General features: G+C 63.4%; 22 protein-coding genes. 12 read left to right on the top strand and 10 right to left on the bottom strand.

Features of this window, described 5'->3' with window-relative positions:
• The first annotated feature begins 2 nt into the window (after window positions 1-2).
• From AC04SH_RS05055 to AC04SH_RS05035, 5 genes are all read left to right on the top strand, one after another.
• Complete coding sequence (locus AC04SH_RS05055; protein ID WP_488574159.1) at window positions 3-929, top strand: Ivy family c-type lysozyme inhibitor; 927 nt, start codon at window positions 3-5, stop codon at window positions 927-929.
• A gap of 327 nt (window positions 930-1,256) precedes the next feature.
• Window positions 1,257-1,640, top strand: a complete 384-nt coding sequence (locus tag AC04SH_RS05050) for a RidA family protein (protein ID WP_488574158.1) — start codon at window positions 1,257-1,259, stop codon at window positions 1,638-1,640.
• A 13-nt stretch (window positions 1,641-1,653) separates the two neighbouring features.
• Window positions 1,654-2,004: a VOC family protein gene (locus tag AC04SH_RS05045; RefSeq protein WP_488574157.1), complete on the top strand. Its 351-nt coding sequence runs from the start codon at window positions 1,654-1,656 to the stop codon at window positions 2,002-2,004.
• Between the two features lie 80 nt (window positions 2,005-2,084).
• Window positions 2,085-3,188: a 3-isopropylmalate dehydrogenase gene (gene leuB / locus AC04SH_RS05040; RefSeq protein WP_488574156.1), complete on the top strand. Its 1,104-nt coding sequence runs from the start codon at window positions 2,085-2,087 to the stop codon at window positions 3,186-3,188.
• 4 nt (window positions 3,189-3,192) lie between these two features.
• Window positions 3,193-3,678, top strand: a complete 486-nt coding sequence (locus tag AC04SH_RS05035; RefSeq protein ID WP_488574155.1) for a GNAT family N-acetyltransferase — start codon at window positions 3,193-3,195, stop codon at window positions 3,676-3,678.
• On the opposite strand, the gene AC04SH_RS05030 is transcribed toward AC04SH_RS05035, so the two are convergent.
• From AC04SH_RS05030 to AC04SH_RS05020, 3 genes are all read right to left on the bottom strand, one after another.
• Window positions 3,668-4,315 (bottom strand): DUF805 domain-containing protein, encoded by a 648-nt coding sequence (locus AC04SH_RS05030; protein ID WP_488574154.1) that lies wholly within the window; start codon window positions 4,313-4,315, stop codon window positions 3,668-3,670. The two genes, AC04SH_RS05035 and AC04SH_RS05030, sit on opposite strands and share 11 nt — an antisense overlap.
• 72 nt (window positions 4,316-4,387) lie before the next feature.
• Window positions 4,388-5,095, bottom strand: a complete 708-nt coding sequence (locus AC04SH_RS05025; protein ID WP_488574153.1) for a DUF805 domain-containing protein — start codon at window positions 5,093-5,095, stop codon at window positions 4,388-4,390.
• A gap of 353 nt (window positions 5,096-5,448) precedes the next feature.
• Complete coding sequence (locus AC04SH_RS05020; RefSeq protein WP_488574152.1) at window positions 5,449-7,299, bottom strand: DEAD/DEAH box helicase; 1,851 nt, start codon at window positions 7,297-7,299, stop codon at window positions 5,449-5,451.
• 198 nt (window positions 7,300-7,497) lie between these two features.
• Here AC04SH_RS05020 and AC04SH_RS05015 point away from each other — a divergent pair, with 198 nt between their 5' ends.
• From AC04SH_RS05015 to AC04SH_RS05005, 3 genes are all read left to right on the top strand, one after another.
• Window positions 7,498-7,623, top strand: a complete 126-nt coding sequence (locus tag AC04SH_RS05015) for a hypothetical protein (RefSeq protein ID WP_280951246.1) — start codon at window positions 7,498-7,500, stop codon at window positions 7,621-7,623.
• 106 nt (window positions 7,624-7,729) lie between these two features.
• Window positions 7,730-8,764, top strand: a complete 1,035-nt coding sequence (locus tag AC04SH_RS05010; protein WP_192251342.1) for an aspartate-semialdehyde dehydrogenase — start codon at window positions 7,730-7,732, stop codon at window positions 8,762-8,764.
• Between the two features lie 243 nt (window positions 8,765-9,007).
• Window positions 9,008-9,466 carry a GNAT family N-acetyltransferase gene (locus AC04SH_RS05005; RefSeq protein WP_488574151.1) on the top strand — a complete coding sequence of 153 codons (459 nt, stop codon included), beginning with the start codon at window positions 9,008-9,010 and terminating at the stop codon, window positions 9,464-9,466.
• Window positions 9,467-9,470: 4 nt separating this feature from the next.
• On the opposite strand, the gene AC04SH_RS05000 is transcribed toward AC04SH_RS05005, so the two are convergent.
• Window positions 9,471-9,872 (bottom strand): ACT domain-containing protein, encoded by a 402-nt coding sequence (locus AC04SH_RS05000; RefSeq protein WP_488574150.1) that lies wholly within the window; start codon window positions 9,870-9,872, stop codon window positions 9,471-9,473.
• A gap of 254 nt (window positions 9,873-10,126) precedes the next feature.
• On the opposite strand from AC04SH_RS05000, the gene AC04SH_RS04995 reads away from it, so the two are divergent.
• From AC04SH_RS04995 to AC04SH_RS04985, 3 genes are all read left to right on the top strand, one after another.
• Entirely contained in the window at window positions 10,127-10,537 is a 411-nt protein-coding gene (locus AC04SH_RS04995) for a DoxX family protein (protein ID WP_488574149.1), read from the top strand.
• 19 nt (window positions 10,538-10,556) lie between these two features.
• Window positions 10,557-11,084 (top strand): SRPBCC family protein, encoded by a 528-nt coding sequence (locus AC04SH_RS04990; RefSeq protein ID WP_488574148.1) that lies wholly within the window; start codon window positions 10,557-10,559, stop codon window positions 11,082-11,084.
• A gap of 120 nt (window positions 11,085-11,204) precedes the next feature.
• Window positions 11,205-11,468 (top strand): YMGG-like glycine zipper-containing protein, encoded by a 264-nt coding sequence (locus AC04SH_RS04985; protein WP_352586425.1) that lies wholly within the window; start codon window positions 11,205-11,207, stop codon window positions 11,466-11,468.
• A 64-nt stretch (window positions 11,469-11,532) separates the two neighbouring features.
• Here the strand turns inward: AC04SH_RS04985 and rpsP are convergent, their stop codons facing one another.
• The 5 genes from rpsP to AC04SH_RS04960 all read right to left on the bottom strand — a co-directional run bounded on the left by rpsP (window position 11,533) and on the right by AC04SH_RS04960 (window position 15,851).
• On the bottom strand, window positions 11,533-11,934 hold the full coding sequence (gene rpsP, locus AC04SH_RS04980) for a 30S ribosomal protein S16 (RefSeq protein WP_112560130.1): 402 nt from the start codon (window positions 11,932-11,934) through the stop codon (window positions 11,533-11,535).
• 49 nt (window positions 11,935-11,983) lie between these two features.
• Window positions 11,984-12,310: a chorismate mutase gene (locus AC04SH_RS04975; protein ID WP_112560129.1), complete on the bottom strand. Its 327-nt coding sequence runs from the start codon at window positions 12,308-12,310 to the stop codon at window positions 11,984-11,986.
• 7 nt (window positions 12,311-12,317) lie between these two features.
• Window positions 12,318-13,913, bottom strand: a complete 1,596-nt coding sequence (gene ffh / locus AC04SH_RS04970; RefSeq protein ID WP_488574147.1) for a signal recognition particle protein — start codon at window positions 13,911-13,913, stop codon at window positions 12,318-12,320.
• A 307-nt stretch (window positions 13,914-14,220) separates the two neighbouring features.
• Window positions 14,221-15,180 (bottom strand): CPBP family intramembrane glutamic endopeptidase, encoded by a 960-nt coding sequence (locus AC04SH_RS04965; protein ID WP_488574146.1) that lies wholly within the window; start codon window positions 15,178-15,180, stop codon window positions 14,221-14,223.
• A gap of 266 nt (window positions 15,181-15,446) precedes the next feature.
• Window positions 15,447-15,851, bottom strand: coding sequence for a hypothetical protein (locus AC04SH_RS04960; RefSeq protein WP_488574145.1), 405 nt, complete (start codon window positions 15,849-15,851; stop codon window positions 15,447-15,449).
• Between the two features lie 244 nt (window positions 15,852-16,095).
• Between AC04SH_RS04960 and AC04SH_RS04955 the strand changes: the two genes are divergently transcribed.
• Window positions 16,096-16,467, top strand: coding sequence for a hypothetical protein (locus AC04SH_RS04955; RefSeq protein ID WP_488574144.1), 372 nt, complete (start codon window positions 16,096-16,098; stop codon window positions 16,465-16,467).
• On the opposite strand, the gene AC04SH_RS04950 is transcribed toward AC04SH_RS04955, so the two are convergent.
• Window positions 16,451-17,674 (bottom strand): GGDEF domain-containing protein, encoded by a 1,224-nt coding sequence (locus AC04SH_RS04950; RefSeq protein WP_488574143.1) that lies wholly within the window; start codon window positions 17,672-17,674, stop codon window positions 16,451-16,453. The two genes, AC04SH_RS04955 and AC04SH_RS04950, sit on opposite strands and share 17 nt — an antisense overlap.
• Between the last annotated feature and the right edge of the window lie 92 nt (window positions 17,675-17,766).

The following is a 17,766-nucleotide window of genomic DNA, read 5'->3' as shown; positions in this document are numbered from 1 at the left end:
TCATGACACGTTCGCTTCTTGCCGGCGCCTGCGCGCTGGCGTGGATGCTGATGCCGGTGGCTGGCGCGCATGCACAGACCGACAAGGTGCTGGTGCCGGCTGAAGATCCGTCCGGCGGGGCCGATCCGGGCGCTTCGAGCAATGAGGCCCTGGCCGACGATGACAGCCAGGGGCCGATCCCGTTCGAGGGCGGGCAGCTGACCATCACCCAGCCGGAGCAGGATGGCGAGAAGGTGCTGGCCTATGACGGCAAGCAGCTTGCCAGCAATTACGACGTGTTCTTCGACAAGGTGGTCAAGGTCGGCGGCGTCAACGTGGCGCTGGTCAATGTCGGCGATGGCGGCAACCAGTGCGGCCCGGCCACGGTCATCGTCTGGAAGCCGGAAGGCGGCGAGATCCAGAGCCTTACGGTCGAGCAGGACGAATGCGGCGCGCCGCCGGCGGCGGTGGCCGACAATGCCATCTATTTCGTGCCCTATCTGTTGCCGGGCGCTTCGCAGCAGGCGCTGCAATGGTCGCCCAGCGAAGGGCTGACGATCTCAGGCGACCTGACATATGCGCCGGAGCGCGGCACCGACTGGAAGGACATCGATCCTTCCAAATACCAGAACATCATCGACGCCTTCCACAACGAGGCCGTCTACAATGCGGCGAAGACACTGCTTGGAGACACCATGCCCGACATGGCGACCAGCCTGCTGGTCGGCGGCGGCACCGAAAAGACGGCGTCCGGCGCCTTCTACGCCACCGGCTGCGTGCCGCATGATTGTGGCGGCAGCGACGGTTTCATGGCCGTCGATCCGGTCAAGCACACGCTCTACTTCGCCCGCCGCGGCGATGATGGTGAGCCGCAGGCGTGGCCGGACGTGAAGACCTGGCCTGCGGATATCAAGAAAGCGATGGACGACGCGCAAGGGTCAGCGAACTAGGGCACGACCGTCGCGGCTTCGTCATCCACGGGCGGAGCGACGCGTAGCGGAGCGCAGACCCGAGGATCCATGCCGTGACCGTTGCCATAGAGTGCAACGGTGCGGAATTCTTCACCGTGGCAACGCACTGACGTCCCGGCATGGATCCTATGGTCCGCGCCGCGTCGCTTCGCTCCTTGCTTCGCCATAGGATGACGAAGCCGCGAAGGATTCGGCCAATCTCCGAGGTTTGTGCTTGCCTTCATTGACAACAGTTCGCTTGCCTTGGCCCACGACCAGTCCAGCTTCCCTCTGCTAGACGAGCGCCTACGATCACGAGGAATCCCCATGCGCAAACTCATCTCCACCGGCTCGCCCTTCGAAAAGACCGCCGGCTATTCACGCGCGGTGGTGCAGGGCGACTGGTGCTTTGTCTCGGGAACCACCGGCTACGACTATGCGACCATGACCATGCCGGAGACGGTCGAGGCGCAGACGCGCAATTGCCTGGCGACCATCGCCAAGGCGCTTCAGGACGGCGGCTTCGACATGGCCGATGTGGTGCGGGCGCATTATTACATCACCGACCAGGCCTTCGTGGATGTCGTCTTCCCGGTCCTTGGCGAGGCATTCGGCGACATCCGCCCGGCGGCGACAATGATCGTGTGCCAGCTCAACAAGCCGGAGATGAAGATCGAGATCGAAGTTACCGCGCTGCGGCGGACACCATGAGGAGGCCAAAACCATGACGGTCCGCCGCATCGTCGCCAATATCGGGACACAGGACGCGGCGGCGGCGAAGCGCTTCTACCAGGACGTGCTTGGCCTTGATGTGCTGATGGATCAGGGCTGGATCGTCACCTTCGGTTCCGACGAACGGATGCAGGTACAGATCAGCTTCATGGCTCAAGGCGGCTCGGGTACGCCGGTGCCGGACCTCTCCATTGAGGTCGATGATGTCGACGCGGCGCTCGACGCCATGAAGGCCGCCGGCTTCGCCATAGAATACGGCCCGGCCGACGAACCCTGGGGCGTGCGCCGCTTTTATGTGCGCGATCCGTTCGGCAGATTGGTGAATATTCTCTCGCATCGGTGATCGCGCTTCCAGGCTTGCATGCAGCCCGCTTGGCGTTTAGCAAGGCCGCGGTTTCTCCAAACAGTATCGGGACGGTTCTGATGGCTTCGAAAAATCTTCTCCTGCTCGCCGGCGACGGTATAGGCCCCGAGGCGATGGCCGAGGTGAAGAAGCTGATTGCGGCCATGAACGCCAAGCTGGGCAGCGGTTTTGTCACCGATGAAGGCCTGGTCGGCGGCTGCGCCTACGATGCGCATGGCGCGGCGATTTCCGATGCCGACATGGCAAAGGCGATGGCGGCGGATGCCGTGCTGTTCGGCGCCGTCGGCGGGCCGAAATGGGACAAGGTGCCTTACGAGGTGCGCCCCGAGGCCGGGCTGCTGCGGTTGCGCAAGGACATGGAGCTGTTCGCCAATCTGCGCCCGGCGATCTGCTATCCGGCGCTCGCCGCATCCTCCTCGCTGAAGCAGGAGGTGGTCGAAGGCCTCGACATATTGATCGTGCGCGAGCTCACCGGCGGCGTCTATTTCGGCGAGCCGAAGCAGATCATCGATCTCGGCAACGGCCAGAAACGCGGCATCGACACCCAGGTCTACGACACGTTCGAGATCGAGCGCATTTCCGGCGTCGCTTTCGAGCTCGCGCGGACCCGCCGCAACCATGTGACATCCATGGAAAAGCGCAACGTGATGAAATCCGGCGTGCTGTGGAACGAGGTCGTCACCCAGACCCACAAGGCAAGGTATGCCGACGTCAAGCTCGACCACATGCTGGCCGATGCCGGCGGCATGCAGCTGGTGCGCTGGCCAAAACAATTCGACGTCATCGTCACCGACAATCTGTTCGGCGACATGCTGTCCGACATTGCCGCCATGCTGACGGGCTCGATCGGCATGCTGCCGTCGGCCTCGCTCGGCGCGCCTGACGTGAAGACCAAGAAGCGCAAGGCGCTGTACGAGCCGGTGCATGGCTCGGCGCCCGATATTGCCGGCCAGGGCATCGCCAATCCGATCGCGATGATCGCGTCCTTCGCCATGTGCCTGCGCTATTCCTTCGGCATGGTTGCCGAGGCCGACAAGCTCGAAGGCGCGATCGCCGCCGTACTCGACGACGGCCTGCGCACCAAGGACATACTGTCCGAAGGCAGGACCGAGGTCGGTACGGTCGCGATGGGCGATGCGATTATCGCCAAGTTCCTTGGCTGATCCGGTGGCGGTCGACGTCCGCTGGGCGACGACCGACGATGCCGAAGCGCTTGCGACCGTACTTTGCGAGATGGCGGCGCACTACCGGCAGGCGCCGCTCGATCATGGCCGGGCGGCGGCCACGGCACGAAAATGGCTTGGCGATGAAAGCCCGGCCTATCCGCATTTCGCGCTGGCCTTCGCCGACGGCAAGGTTGCGGGCCTCGCCTCGGTGGCGATCGCTCATCCCGGCATCGATCTCGAGCGGCTGATGTTCCTGAAAGACCTGTTCGTGCGCGAGGATGCCCGCAGCGCCGGCGCCGGCCGGGCGCTGCTCGGCTTTCTCGCCGGCCATTGCCTCGGAGAAGGAATCGGCCGCATAGACCTGACCACCGAAGACTGGAACGAAGGCGCGTTGCGTTTCTACGACCGGCTCGGCGCCGAACGGCACGGGCAGAAGGTTTTTCTCCGGCTGTCGGGCGAAGCGCTGAAAGAATTCGCTAGACCCTGACACCCTGCGGCATCTGCCCCCATTGGTTTTCGCCGAGTTGAGAGGGGATCACTCCGAGAACGATGAAGGCGATGGCGTTGAGAGCCGGGGCGAAGCAAAGCAGCGCGAACCATCCGCTGAGGCCGATGTCATGCAGGCGACGTACGAAAAGGGCGAGGAGCGGCACATATATTGCGAACACGAACAGGAGGGCGGGAATAAATCCGATTGAGGTCCTGGGACCATTTCCAAAACCGCTTATCGCAAGATTGAGAAGAACACCGAAACCGGACAGTGCGACGAGCACTACGAACGAGCAGAGATAGAACGCCCAGAACTCCTTGCGGCGCGCTCGTCCATTGAAATTGATGAAGTCGGCTAACAGAGCGCGCCGAAAATATGCCCATAGTCCCAGCGCAGGCTGGTCAGCGGCTATACGACCGGATTGCGTCGGGTGATCGACACCCAATCGCAACGTGGTCGATGCGACTATGTCGTGTGCGGCGCCATCATCAGGCTGAAATTCGACAACGGTGCCTCTGGCAAGAACCACCCCTTGGCTGACGTCATCGCGTGTGAATAGATAGCGCTTGCCATCGAAACCGTTGACGTAGCCGTAATCCTGATCTTCGTCGAAGTGGTAGACCGTACCGCGCATGCGACTCCCCCTTGTTTCGCGCGGGCAATACTACCTAAGGTTGCCGTCGATTTCAATGCACCGGACCGTCTTCTAAACTCTGACACCCTGCGGCACAGGCCCCCACTGGTTTTCGTGGCCCTGGGTCGGGATCAGTCCGAACACGATGATGGCCAGCGTGCCGAAGGTCGGCACGAAAATCAGCAGGACCAGCCAGCCGGTCAGGCCGATATCGTGCAGGCGGCGCACAATGAGTCCAAGCCAGGGCAGGAACGTCGCCAGCACAAACATGCCCCAGACGCCGATCATCACGATCGGCCCGTTGCCGTCGTTGAAATTTCCAATCGCCTGGTCGGCGAGGGCACCGACAAGACCGACCAGGATGAAGCTTACGGTCCAGAACAGGCAGTAGGCCCAGAACTCCTTGCGCCGGGCGCGCTCGGCGAAGTTGATGTAGTTGCGCGTCACGCCCAGCCAGAAATAGCCCGGCAGTCCGCTATCGTGGACCGCGCCGTCTACGGCCAGGCGGCCGAAATGCTGCGGCGCGGCTGAAGCGACAGCGGCTTTGGGCGGCGCGGCGCTTGCCGCGGGAGCTGCGGTGGCCTGACCGGCGGCCTGGGCGCGGATCGAAAAAACGTCGCGCGCCTGGCCGCTCGCCGGCAGGAATTCGACCACGGCGCCCTTGGCGATCACCGTATCGCGGCGCAGATCTTCGCGCGCAAACGTATAGCGGTTGCCGTCCGCCCCGGTGATGAACCCGAAGCCCTGGGCCTCGTCATAGTGAAGAACTTCGCCCTGCATCCGCCTCACCCCCGTGTTGGCACAGACTGTTCAAAGTTGGGGAGGACTGCAAGGGCTCAGCGATTCATGACCGTCATTTCCGATTGGCGGGCAACTCCCATACTTCGTCATCCACGGGCGGAGCGGAAGCGAAGCGAACGCGCAGACCCGAGGATCCATGCCTTGACCTCGCGCGCAGGGCGCAGCGGCGCATAATTCTGGACCGAGGCAACGCCTTGAAGTCGCGGCATGGATCCTATGGTCTGCGCCGCGTCGCTTCGCTCCTTGCTTCGCCATAGAATGACGAACGGAGGTTTGCCTCGGCCAACCTCCAAAGTCGTGGCTGCCATATGGAAAAAGCCGTCGGTCCAAAACTAGCTCGGCCGCTTCTTCGGCTTCTTGTTCTTGGGCGGTCCGGACTTGTCGAATTTCGGCTTGCTTTCCTTGCCGGCCCAAGGCTTTGCATCGCCAGCCGGGCGTTCCCGCTTCTCGAATTTCGGCTTGTGCGCAGTTTGCGGAGCCTCGAACGGGCGCTTGCCGCGATGCGGCTTCTTGTCGGGCTTGGGCGCCTGGTAGCCGGCGCGCGACAGATCGGGCGTGCCGTCCAGGCGCTTCACAACGATGTTACCCTGCAGTTTCTTGTCGGGCCCGATGGCGGCGAGGAAGCGGTCGGCCCAGTCGGCCGCAATCTGCACGAAGGTTTCCTCCTGCTGCATCTTGATGGCGCCGATTTCGCGCTTGGAGATGTTGCCGGTGCGGCACAGCATCGGGATCAGCCAGCGCGGCTCGGCATCCTGCCGGCGTCCGATCGACAGCGAGAACCAGACGCTGTCGCCGAAATCGTCGCGCCGGCTGGGCGCCTCATCCCGGCGTTCGAACTTCTCGCCGGCCGGTCTGTCACGCGAAGGCGTAAACGGCGCTACGTCCATGAGATCCTCCGGCGCCGAGCGGCTGGCGCGGCACTGGCGCACGAAGGCAGCCGCCACCTGCTCGGCGCCATGTTTGGCCAGGAGCGCGTCGATGAAGCCACGCTCGTCATCGGCCACCGGTTCGTCGAAGGCCGGATCGGCAAGGATGCGCTCGTCGTCACGCTTGATCACGTCGTCGGCGGAGGGCGGGCTCGCCCATGTCGCCTTCAGCCCGGCATTCTGCAAAAGTCGTTCGGTGCGCTTGCGGGCGCCGTTGGGCACAATCAGCGCGCTGACGCCCTTGCGCCCGGCGCGGCCGGTGCGGCCGCTGCGGTGCAGCAGCGTTTCCGGATTTGTCGGCAAATCCGCGTGGATCACCAGTTCGAGATTGGGCAGGTCGATGCCGCGCGCGGCGACGTCCGTTGCGATGCAGACCTTGGCGCGGCCGTCGCGCATCGCCTGCAGCGCATGGCTGCGCTCGTTCTGGCTGAGCTCGCCCGACAGTGCCACGACGGAAAAATTGCGGTTGTTGAAGCGCGCGGTCAGATGGTTGACGGCGGCGCGGGTGTTGCAGAACACCAGCGCGTTCTTCGCCTCGTAGAAGCGCAGCACATTGATGATGGCGTTCTCGCGGTCGGGGTAGGCGACGTTCAGCGCCCGGTATTCGATGTCGAGATGCTGCTTTTCCTCGCCGCCGGCCGAGATGCGCACGGCATCGCGCTGGTAGCCTTGCGCCAGCGTGGCGATCGAGCGCGGCACGGTGGCCGAAAACATCAGCGTGCGGCGCTGGGCAGGCGCGGCGTCGAGGATGAATTCGAGGTCCTCGCGAAAGCCGAGATCGAGCATCTCGTCGGCTTCGTCAAGCACCACGGCCTTCAGCGCAGACATGTCGAGCGAATTGCGCGTGATGTGGTCGCGCAGCCGGCCGGGCGTGCCGACGACGATATGGGCGCCGCGCTCCAGCACGCGCCGCTCGCTGCGCATATCCATGCCGCCGACACAGGAGGCGACGGTGGCGCCAGTCGGCGCGTAAAGCCATTGCAGCTCGCGCGTGACCTGCAAGGCCAGTTCGCGGGTCGGCGCCACCGCCAATGCCAAAGGCACGCCAGCCGCGCCAAAGCGCTCGGCGCCTCCAAGCAGCGTCGGCGCCAATGCCAAGCCAAAAGCGACGGTCTTGCCGGAGCCGGTCTGCGCCGACACCAGAGCGTCGGCCTCGCCAAGCTCCAGCACCGCCTTCTGCACCGGCGTCAGCTCGACATAGCCACGTTTTTCCAGCGCCTCTGCCAGCGCAGGAACGATACCTTCGAAATTGGACATGTTACTCTTTCGGAATTCGGATTCTGTATGCCCGGCAATGGGTCATCCGTCGGCGAGCGCCATCAGCGCCACAAGCCCAACGATCTTGGCCGTTCGTACTTCTTGCCGCCGCCAATGTACAGGGCACGCGAGTGCCTCGCTGCAATTGACTCCTGACGCAAACCGCGTAAAAGCCGGCATCGAACGGGATCATTTTCGATGCGCGGCCTTCTGATGGCGCTTCTTGCATTCGACTTCCCCGGCCACAATCATCTGGCCGGGCGCGTTCGCGCGTCTTACCGTTCAACCAAAACCATGGCCAAAACCACCACCAAAACGGTGTGATTCCCTTGGCCTAACCACCCTCTCCCGGGTCCGGCCCGGGGGACGGAACCCGCATTGGCCGGCGGGTTTTCTCCAAAAACCAGGCGGAGAGGGACAGGAGATCTTTATGAGTTTCAAGGTTGCAGTAGTCGGCGCCACGGGCAATGTGGGCCGCGAAATGCTCAACATACTGGAAGAGCGCGGCTTTCCGGTAAGCGAAGTGGTGGCACTGGCCTCGCGGCGCAGCCAAGGCACCGAAGTGTCGTTCGGCGACCGTACGCTGAAGGTCAAGACGCTCGACCAGTATGATTTTTCCGACACCGACATCTGCATCATGTCGGCCGGCGGCAATGTCTCCAAGGAATGGTCGCCCAAGATCGGCAAGCAGGGCTGCGTCGTCATCGATAATTCGTCGGCCTTCCGCTACGACCAGGACGTGCCGCTGATCGTGCCGGAAGTGAACCCGGACGCGATCTCGCTGTTTTCGCGCAAGAACATCATCGCCAACCCGAACTGCTCGACGGCACAGCTGGTCGTGGCGCTGAAGCCGCTGCACGACTTCGCCACCATCAAGCGCGTCGTTGTCGCCACCTACCAGTCGGTGTCAGGCGCCGGCAAGGAAGGCATGGACGAGCTGTTCACGCAGACGCGCGCGGTGTTCGTCGCCGACCAGGTCGACGTCAAGAAGTTCACCAAGCGCATCGCTTTCAACGTCATTCCGCATATCGACGTCTTCCTCGACGACGGTTTCACCAAGGAAGAGTGGAAGATGGTCGCCGAGACCAAGAAGATGCTCGACCCCAAGATCAAGCTGACGGCGACCTGCGTGCGCGTGCCGGTGTTCATCGGTCATTCGGAAGCGGTCAACATCGAGTTCGAAAAGCCTATCACCGCTGACGAAGCGCGTGATATCCTGCGCGAGGCGCCGGGCTGCCAGGTCTTGGACAAGCGCGAGGATGGCGGCTACATCACGCCGCTCGAATCGGCCGGCGAGGACGCCACCTTTATCTCGCGCATCCGTGAGGATTCGACCATCGACAACGGCCTGTCGATGTGGATCGTCGCCGACAATCTGCGCAAGGGCGCGGCGCTCAATGCGGTGCAGATCGCCGAACTGCTGGTCGAGCGCGGCCTGATCCAGCCGAAGAAGAAGGCGGCCTGACGGCTGTTCAATTAGCGCTCGCGGGCTGTTCCGCCGCTGCCGCGGCGGGCCCTCCGCGGGGGCGCCGGAAAGCTGGCGGCCTGCAGTCGCGGGCTCGGCCTCCGGCCGGGCGTTTCTTTCTTCCCCCTTGGGGGGTCCGAAGGACGGGGCGAGACCGCGGCTCGCCCCCGAGCGGTGGATCGGCGCGTAGCGCCGAGACGGATGAGGGGCGCTCAAGCGGAGTGAGACGTTGGCGTTGTCTTCATGACCAGCACTCAGCCCATAGATATTACCCTGCGCCCGGCCGCCGCTTCCGACGCCACCGCCATCGCCATTATCATGCGGGCAGCGCTCGGTTCGTTCGACTGGATGCCGGTCATCCACACGCCAGCCGAGGATCTTGCCTTCATCCGCGACATCGTGCTGCCCAGGCAGCAGGTGACGGTCGGCGAGGTCGACAAGGCAATTGTCGGCTTCATTGCCGTCAGGGGCGATTGGGTGGAGCAGCTTTATCTCGACCCGGACTGGACGGGCCAAGGCATCGGCAGCCGGCTGTTGACGCAAGCGACCGCCGCGCTGCCCGTGGTGAAGCTACACTGCTTCCAGTCCAACACCGGCGCCCGGCGCTTCTACGAGCGTCACGGCTTTCGCGCCGAGGCATTCGGCGACGGCACGACCAACGAAGAAGGCCTGCCGGATATTTTTTACGTGCGCCGAGCTTGATAGCTCAGCCGGCACTGTCCCTGGCCAATTGACGTAACAACTCCATCGCTTCGTCGGCCCGGTCAGCAGGCACAAACAGATGGTCGTGATAAAAGGCCGAGACCGGATTGACGCCCATGCCGGCGGCGGCAAGGCGGGCGGTGATGGCGGCGAGGAAGCCGACCGCTTCCAGCGACGAATGGATGTTCAGCGTTATCATGCGGCAGCGGAAGTCGGCTTGCAGGCCGGCGGCCTCGTCTTCGCGCAGGATCAACGTCGTGCCTTCCTTCTCGCGAAAGATCATCAGCGGATTGAGCGTGTCGGGAACCGGTGCATCGGACGGCAGGGTGACGAACACATAAACGCCGGGCAGCAGTTCTGGCGTCATCGCCGCCAGCAGCTTTTTTAGATCGGTCTCGCCGGTCATTTCGTCTCGTCTTTCGCCTGACAGCATCAATAGCCGTGACTGGTGAACGCCGATAGTCCGCTCACGCCTCGACCTAGATGACTGCGCCCTTGGCGATTGATCCTCTGGTCAAGCCCGTTGATGACGAAGGCGCTATGGCTCGCCCAAGCTGTGTTCGATCCAAAAAGAATCCGGACCCTGTAGGATCGCGACCCTATCGCTCGTCCTTGGTCCGAAGCCAGCAAACGGCTCAAATCGCCAAGGAGGGAACACCCGTGAGCATTTCTCAAACCACGCCCGTCTCGTCGGGCACCCTGTGGACCGGCCGCGTGCTCAGCGGCCTTATCGTCCTGTTCATGATCTTCGATGGCGTCATCAAGCTGCCGCCGCTCGATGTCGTCACCCAGACCATGGTGCCGCTCGGCTGGCCGGCCGATGTCAATGTCGCGCGCCTGCTCGGCGTCATCGGCCTGATCTCGACGGCGCTCTATGCGCTGCCGCGCACTTCGGTGCTCGGCGCCATTCTGCTGACCGGCTATCTCGGCGGCGCCATCGCCACCAATATGCGCGTCGGCAGCCCGTTGTTCTCGCACACGCTGTTCGGCGTCTATCTCGGCATCATCCTGTGGGGCGGCCTGTATCTGCGCGACCCACGGGTGCGTGCCCTGATCCCGTTCAGCCGCTAAGCACGAAGGAGAGAAAAAGATGCTCAGCACCATCCTCATCATCCTGGTCGTCATCATCGCCGCCGTCCTTGTCTATGCCGCGACGCGGCCGAATGATTTCGGCACCGCCCGCACGGCCAGTATCAAGGCCGCGCCGGAGGCGATCTTTCCGCTGATCAACGATTTCAAGCGCTGGCCCGAATGGTCGCCCTATGAAAAGCTCGACCCGGGGATGAAGCGCACGCTGTCGGGCACTGATGCCGGCAAGGGCGCCGCCTATGCCTGGGAAGGCAATGCCAAGGCCGGCAAGGGGCGCATGGAGATCGTCAATTCCGTGCCATCCTCGCTGGTATCGCTGAAGCTCGACTTCGAGAAGCCGTTCCGGGCCAACAACAGCGTCGACTTCACGCTGAAGCCGACCGGTGACGCCACCAGCGTCACCTGGGCGATGCGCGGCAGCCGGCCCTTCATTGCCAAGCTGATGGGCCTGTTCATGAATTTCGATACACTGATCGGCAAGGATTTCGAGGTCGGCCTCGCCAATCTGAAAAGGGCGACCGAGAAGTAGGACGAGCCGCACCGGCCGGATGGGCCGGAACGCATCGTTCCCTCCAATGGATCAATTCACCGTGTCATGCGTTGTCGAGCCAAGGCGCGTGGAGGCGCTTCCCGTTGGAGAGGAACGACAATGAAGAAAATTCTTACTATTCTGGTCTTGGCAACGGCGCTCGGCGCCTGTTCGCAAACGGAAAAAGGCGCGGCGGTCGGCGGTCTGGGCGGAGCGGCCATAGGCGCTGCGGTCGCAAATGATCCCGTGGAAGGGGCCGTCGTTGGTGGCGCGGTTGGCGCCGTCGCAGGAGCACTGATCGGCCGGGCCAACGAACCGGACCGTTGCCGCTATCGGGACCGCTATGGGCGTGTCTATATCGCCCGCTGCCCGGATGGCTATTGAGCGGACGTCAACGAAAAACGGCGGGCCTAGGCCCGCCTTTTTCTTAAAGCGATGAAGCGAACGCTTACTCGGCGGTGGCGGCTTCCGCCTCGGCCGGGGCCGCTGCAGCCGCGGCAACGGCTGCAGCTGCGTCTTCCTGGGCCTTCTTCAGCAGAGCGGCGCGTTCCTGCGCTTTCTTGCCCGGCTCGGCCTTCTTCGGGTTGGAGCGGGCTTCGCGCTTGAGCAAGCCGGCCTCGTCGAGGAAGCGCAGAACGCGGTCGGTCGGCTGGGCGCCGTGCGACAGCCAGTGCTTGACGCGGTCGGCGTCGACCTTGACGCGCTCGCCGTCCTTCGGCAGCAGCGGGTTCCACGAGCCGATCGACTCGATGAACCGGCCATCGCGCGGCGAACGGGCGTCGGCGATGACGACGTGGTAGTAAGGACGCTTCTTTGAGCCCGCGCGGGCCAGTCTGATCTTCAGTGCCATTTCATTTCTCCTAAAAGCTCTGATTTCATTGATAGGGTTTGGCTAATGATTAGCCGGCTTTGCTTGCGCCGTTGGACGCGGCGATCTGCTCGTGATGGCGGATCACTTCGCGGACGACGAAGTTGAGGAATTTTTCCGCGAAATCGGGGTCGAGATGAGCATCCTTCGCCAACTGGCGAAGGCGGGTGATCTGCTGCTGCTCGCGCGCCGGGTCGGCCGGCGGCAGGCCATGCTCGGCCTTCAGAACGCCGACCGCCTTGGTGCAGCGGAAGCGCTCGGCCAGCATGTGGATGAGGGCGGCATCGATGTTGTCGATCGAAGCGCGATAGCCGGCCAAGATGATGCGGGCGTCGGCCATGTCCTTTTCTTCGTTCATAGCGTCCTCACTTCTTCTTGCCGAGGCCGGGCAGTCCGCCGCCGCCGAGGCCGGGAAGCCCCGGAAGTTTCATGCCACCAGGCAGGCCGGGAAGGCCACCGCCGCCGGGAAGACCACTGGGTAGGCCCTTCATGCCGCCAAGGCCGGCGGCCTGCGCCTGCTTCTGCAAGGCTTCGAGCTGCTTGGGGTCCATCTTGGAGAGGTCCGGCATGCCGCCACCCATGCCCCCAGGCATCATGCCGCCGAGGCCCATCTTGGAGGCCAGGCCGCCCATCATGCCGCGCATCAGGCCGCCGCCTTTGCCCTTGCCGCCCATCGCCTTCATCATGTCGGCCATGCCGCGATGCATCTTCAAGAGCTTGTTGATTTCGGCGGCGTCGGTGCCGGAGCCGGCGGCAATGCGCTTTTTGCGCGAGTGTTTCAAAATATCGGGATTGGCGCGCTCGGCCTTGGTCATCGACGAGATGATGGCGAGTTGGCGGCCGAACATCTTGTCGTCGAGGCCGGCGGCGGCCAGCTGGTCCTTCATCTTGCCCATGCCGGGCATCATTCCCATGATGCCGCCCATGCCGCCCATTTTCGACATTTGCTGAAGCTGGCCGGCAAGATCGTTCAAATCGAACTTGCCCGACTGCATCTTCTTGGCCATCGCCGCCGCCTGCTCGGCGTCGATGTTTTCGGCTGCTTTTTCGACCAGGCTGACAATGTCGCCCATGCCGAGGATGCGGTCGGCGATGCGCTTGGGATGGAATTCCTCCAGCCCGTCCATCTTTTCGCCGGTGCCGATCAGCTTGATCGGCTTGCCGGTTACGGCGCGCATCGAAAGTGCTGCACCGCCGCGGCCGTCGCCGTCCATGCGGGTCAGCACCAGGCCGGTGATGCCGACGCGCTCGTCGAAGCTCTTGGCCAGGTTGACGGCGTCCTGGCCGGTCAGCGAGTCGGCGACCAGCAGGATCTCGTGCGGGCTCGACACCTTCTTGATGTCGGCCATCTCGACCATCAGCGGCTCGTCAATGTGGGTACGGCCGGCGGTGTCGAGGATGACAACGTCATGGCCGCCGAGCTTGGCCGCCTGCACGGCGCGCCGGGCGATATCGACCGGATTCTGGCCTGATATGACCGGCAGCGTCGCCACCTTGACCTGCTCGCCGAGCTGACGGAGCTGCTCTTGCGCAGCGGGACGCCGCGTGTCGAGCGAGGCCATCAGGACCTTCTTGTTCTGGCGCTCGGTCAGCCGCTTGGCGATCTTGGCCGAGGTCGTCGTCTTGCCGGAGCCCTGCAGGCCGACCATCATGATGACGACGGGGGCCGGCGCATTGAGGTCGACGGCGACGCCTTCGGCGCCCAGCATGTCGACCAGCTCGTCATGGACGATCTTGACGACCATCTGTCCGGGCTTGATCGACTTGACGACCGCGGCGCCGACAGCCTTCTCGCGCACCTTGTCGGTGAAGGAACGCACCACTTCCAGCGCCACGTCAGCCTCAAGCAGCGCACGGCGCACCTCGCGCAGCGCCGCCGAGACATCCGCCTCCGACAGCGCGCCGCGGCCGGTCAGGCCGTTCAGGATGGAGCCAAGGCGCTCCTGAAGTGATTCAAACATCTGTCATCCTTCGATCTCGGTTCGGGGTTCGATCCGAGAGGTAATGCGTTCGCGCCAAGTGTCCAAACAAAAGAGCTTGTCCAAACAAAGCCCGGGCAAGCGCAAAGCCAAAAAGCACCCGGGGGCGCTCAGCGCTGCCGGGTGTTGGCCTCCAGGATCTGTTTACAGCACCCACCTCAAAGAGGTTTTGGCGTCCTGGTCGGCTTGCTCGGAGGGATACTCGTCGCGGAATTCGGGGCTGTAGACAGGAAATCGGCCGAAGAGTCAAGACTTGGGCGGCTTGCCGGGTCTCTGCGCCGATCCTGGCTCAGTTCACCCTGGCTGCATCCCGAAGGTCTGTCGTGACCTTCAGCGGCGAGCGTGGGTGCAGGAGCAGCAGGATCGTCAGCAAGGTGCAGACGATGCCGATCGCGGCGATGATGACCGCATCCGTCGTCGTCCAGTCGGGGCCTTCCAGCGGCTTGGCGTTGAACAGGGCGAAGGAATTGTAGCTCTGCTGGTGCGAGATTAGCAGGAAACCGGTGAGGTTGTTGCCGAGATGGGCGCCGAAGGCGGCGCCGAGATTGCCGGTGACATAGACCACCAGCGTCAACAGCAGAGCGAAGGCGGCGATCGAGGCCAGCACGCAGGCGTTGATGGCGAGGCTCGAATCCGGGCTCCAATGCAAGGAGGTGAACAGCAAGGCGGGCAGCAGTGCCCAAACGTACGGGCTCTCGAAGCGCTTCGCCAGGCCGCGCAGCAAATAGCCGCGAAACAGCATCTCCTCCGACGAAGTCTGCAGCAGGGTCAACGCCACGATCGGAACCAGGAACAGCAGCCATGTCGGCAGGCTGATCGTGCCGCGCGCGATTTCGGGCTGCAGGCAATAGAGCAGAACTTCGGAGAGCGCCGAGGTGATCAGCACCGCGATCAGGCCCTTGACGAAGCCGGGCCAGGAGACGCGACGGCTGGGGCCAAGAAGCGCGGTCAGCGGCTCGCCATGGACGAAACGCATAGCGAGCCAAAGGCCGAGCCAGATACCGGCAAACGAGGTGAGCGCGGTGAGTATCCCGATGGGCGAGGCCAGAAAGCCCTGTAGCGGCCCGCGCGGATCGCCCGGCAATACATGCCAGATGATGGCGAGATAGGTGCCGCCAAGCACCACCACCAAAGTGATCGCCACCCAGAACAGGACGACGATGGCCGTTCCGATTATCAGGCGCGGCAGGTTGGTCTTTTCGGTGGCGGTGTTGCGATAGCGCTCGAAGGCGGTTGGATCTGATATCACGCGAATTCCCCTACCGAACGCATCGGGTCGCATGATCTAGGGGATCGGCGTCTTGCACGCAATTGCTCCCGCGTTCTTCCCGCGTCCTTACTGGCAGGACGACATACGAAGTATCTATAGACCGGTGCAAGCGGCTATTACCGACGCGACGACAGTCGTTGCTGGGGTTTTCCCATGTTAGATTTCATTGTCCCATTACCACGGCGAAATCTTGCGCGGAGAGACTACCGTTCGTAAGCCGTCTCATCTGAATATCAGCACACCTATCAGCGCTTGCAGGTCACGGGCGTCTTCCCACCCTTCATCACCAGCGCCTCGCGTCCGTCGATCACGATTGCGTCATGGGCCGCGCCATACCGGCTGTTCTGGTTGGCGGGGGAGGCCGGCAGATCCTCGGCAGTGCCGTCGGGGCTGAGCACGTGCAGCGATGTGCCGAGATTGTCGATGGTGATCCTGCCGCCACCGGCGCAATTGTAGGTCGCGGTGCGCGGTTGCGGCGCGGCCGCTTCGACAGCGATGGGGGCGGCAGTCACAGGTGTGCCGGGGGCCATCGAGACGGCGGGATCGGCAGCGCTTGCGGCCTTCGGCGCGTTGTTTTGCGGCACGCAGGCAGCTGTGCTCAGCAAGGCAACAAGCGCAAGCGTTATCCGATAGGCCCGGCGTAACGCCATATGGTTGTCCTCCGCGCGGCAAACTAGCCGCGATGCTGCGCCAGGATCAAGCTCACCGGGCGTCGTTCCAATTCCGGTCGATGGTGCGGTCAAGCATGGCCGAAAGATGGCCGGCGGGTTTTCCATCCCGTCGGATATTAACCATGTTTGACAAGAGATCGCCGTTGGATGCACCTGCCCTCTTAACAAAGGTTAATAAAAGGTTAATTTCGGATTCGAACGGGTCCAGAGCAGAGAGGACACCATGCTTTCGAATTCAGGAAGAGCGCGCCTTGCGGCGCTTGTGCTGGCGACAGCCAGTCTCGGCTTCGCCGCCCCGGCAATGGCCTGGTCGCGCCATCATGACCGCGTCTACGCCGATTCCTTCGGCAATCTCGTCATCGACAGCGCCGCCGGCTACAAGCGCATCATCGTCGGCGAAGGCAAACTGGCCAAGAAATTGTCCGACTTCACCAGCGCCGGCCAGCCGGAAGCAGAACCGGAAGTCCTTTATGAAGATGAGGCAGATCACATCTCCAGACGTGGCTGCTATCAGCCGCCGGTGTTCGTGAAGGGCCGCTCCTATATGTACGGCCTCTCCGACGGCGAGATGCCCAACCTCAGCCCTTGCCGCTAGACCAATCGCTATGGTCGGCCTTTGTGGCCGGCTGCCGTACGATGGTTAGCCCGGTCGAGACGCGGACGCAGTTGCGGCCTGAGCCCTTGGCCTGATAGAGCGCATCGTCGGCGCGCCGCAGCAGGTCGGAGAAATATTCCCCCGCATGAAGTTCGGCGACGCCGAAGCTGGCGCTGCAGCGGTGGTCGGCCGGCAGGCCCTCGATCGGCAAAGCGCCGAAGGCGCTGCGCGTTCCCTCTGCAAACAGCCTGGCGGCGGCAAGGTTGGTGCCCGGCAGGATGATGGCGAACTCCTCACCGCCGATGCGGCCGGCGACATGATGGTCGGCAGCGGCATCGCGCAGGAATCCGGCGAAGGTCTCGATGACGCGGTCGCCGGATGCATGGCCGAAACTGTCGTTGATGCCCTTGAAATGATCGAGATCGGCAATGACCAGCGCCACCGGAACACCCTGACGCACGGCGTCGCGTAGCGCCAGCTTGGCATGGCGCTCGAAGCCGCCGCGGTTGAGCAGCTGCGAGAGCATGTCGGTTTCCGACCTTGACGTCGCCTCGGCCAGCACGTCGCGAACCAGCACGGCCAGTATCAGAAGCGCGAGCGCCAGCGCAAACACGGTACCCAGCGACTGCGACACCAAGGCGTAGCTGCTCTGCAGATAGGACTGCGGGTTGGCGCCCCAGCCGCCCAGAGCCCCGGCAATGAATGGCTTTGAGGCGAACTGCACCGCACTGGCCGCCAGAACGATCATCAAAATGGTGTCGAGCCACCCGCGCCTTCGCCTCGACGACCAGACGATGGCCAGCCCGGTGAATTGCATGGCGGCATAGGGAAGCTGGTAGGCCATCATGCGGACAAGCGATTGCCGCGGCAGGTCCTGCACGAAATAGACGGCGACGGTGGCGAAGACCAGGAAGACCAGCATCGGCACCCAAGGCGGCGTCACACCGTATTTGCGGGCGAGCCCACCGTTGAAGGCGATGGTGGCGGCGAGGAAAACAGCAAAGGCGGCGACAACCGGGGGCCGCGCATTGGCGAAGGCCGGGATGCTGAACTCGGTGATACAATAGACTATGCCCAGGACATAGCCGAACGCCAGCCAGCGCGCCGCCGCACGACCGACCCCATGAACAGCGATCGTCATGAAGGCCGCGGCCAGCAGGGCGGCAACGCACATGTTGATGACAAGAATGACGTCTGCGCTGCTCATGGCCTCTTTCGCGCTCGGGCCGACAGCAAATCATCGACGGGCGAAAAAGGCGTTAACGCCGCCCTTTCGAGCATGATCCCGAAAAGTGGCAT

The sequence above is a fragment of the Mesorhizobium sp. CNPSo 4688 genome, from assembly GCF_057784295.1.
The sequence above is the reverse complement of the archived record's forward strand: the minus strand, read 5'-3'. Positions and strand labels throughout refer to the sequence as shown.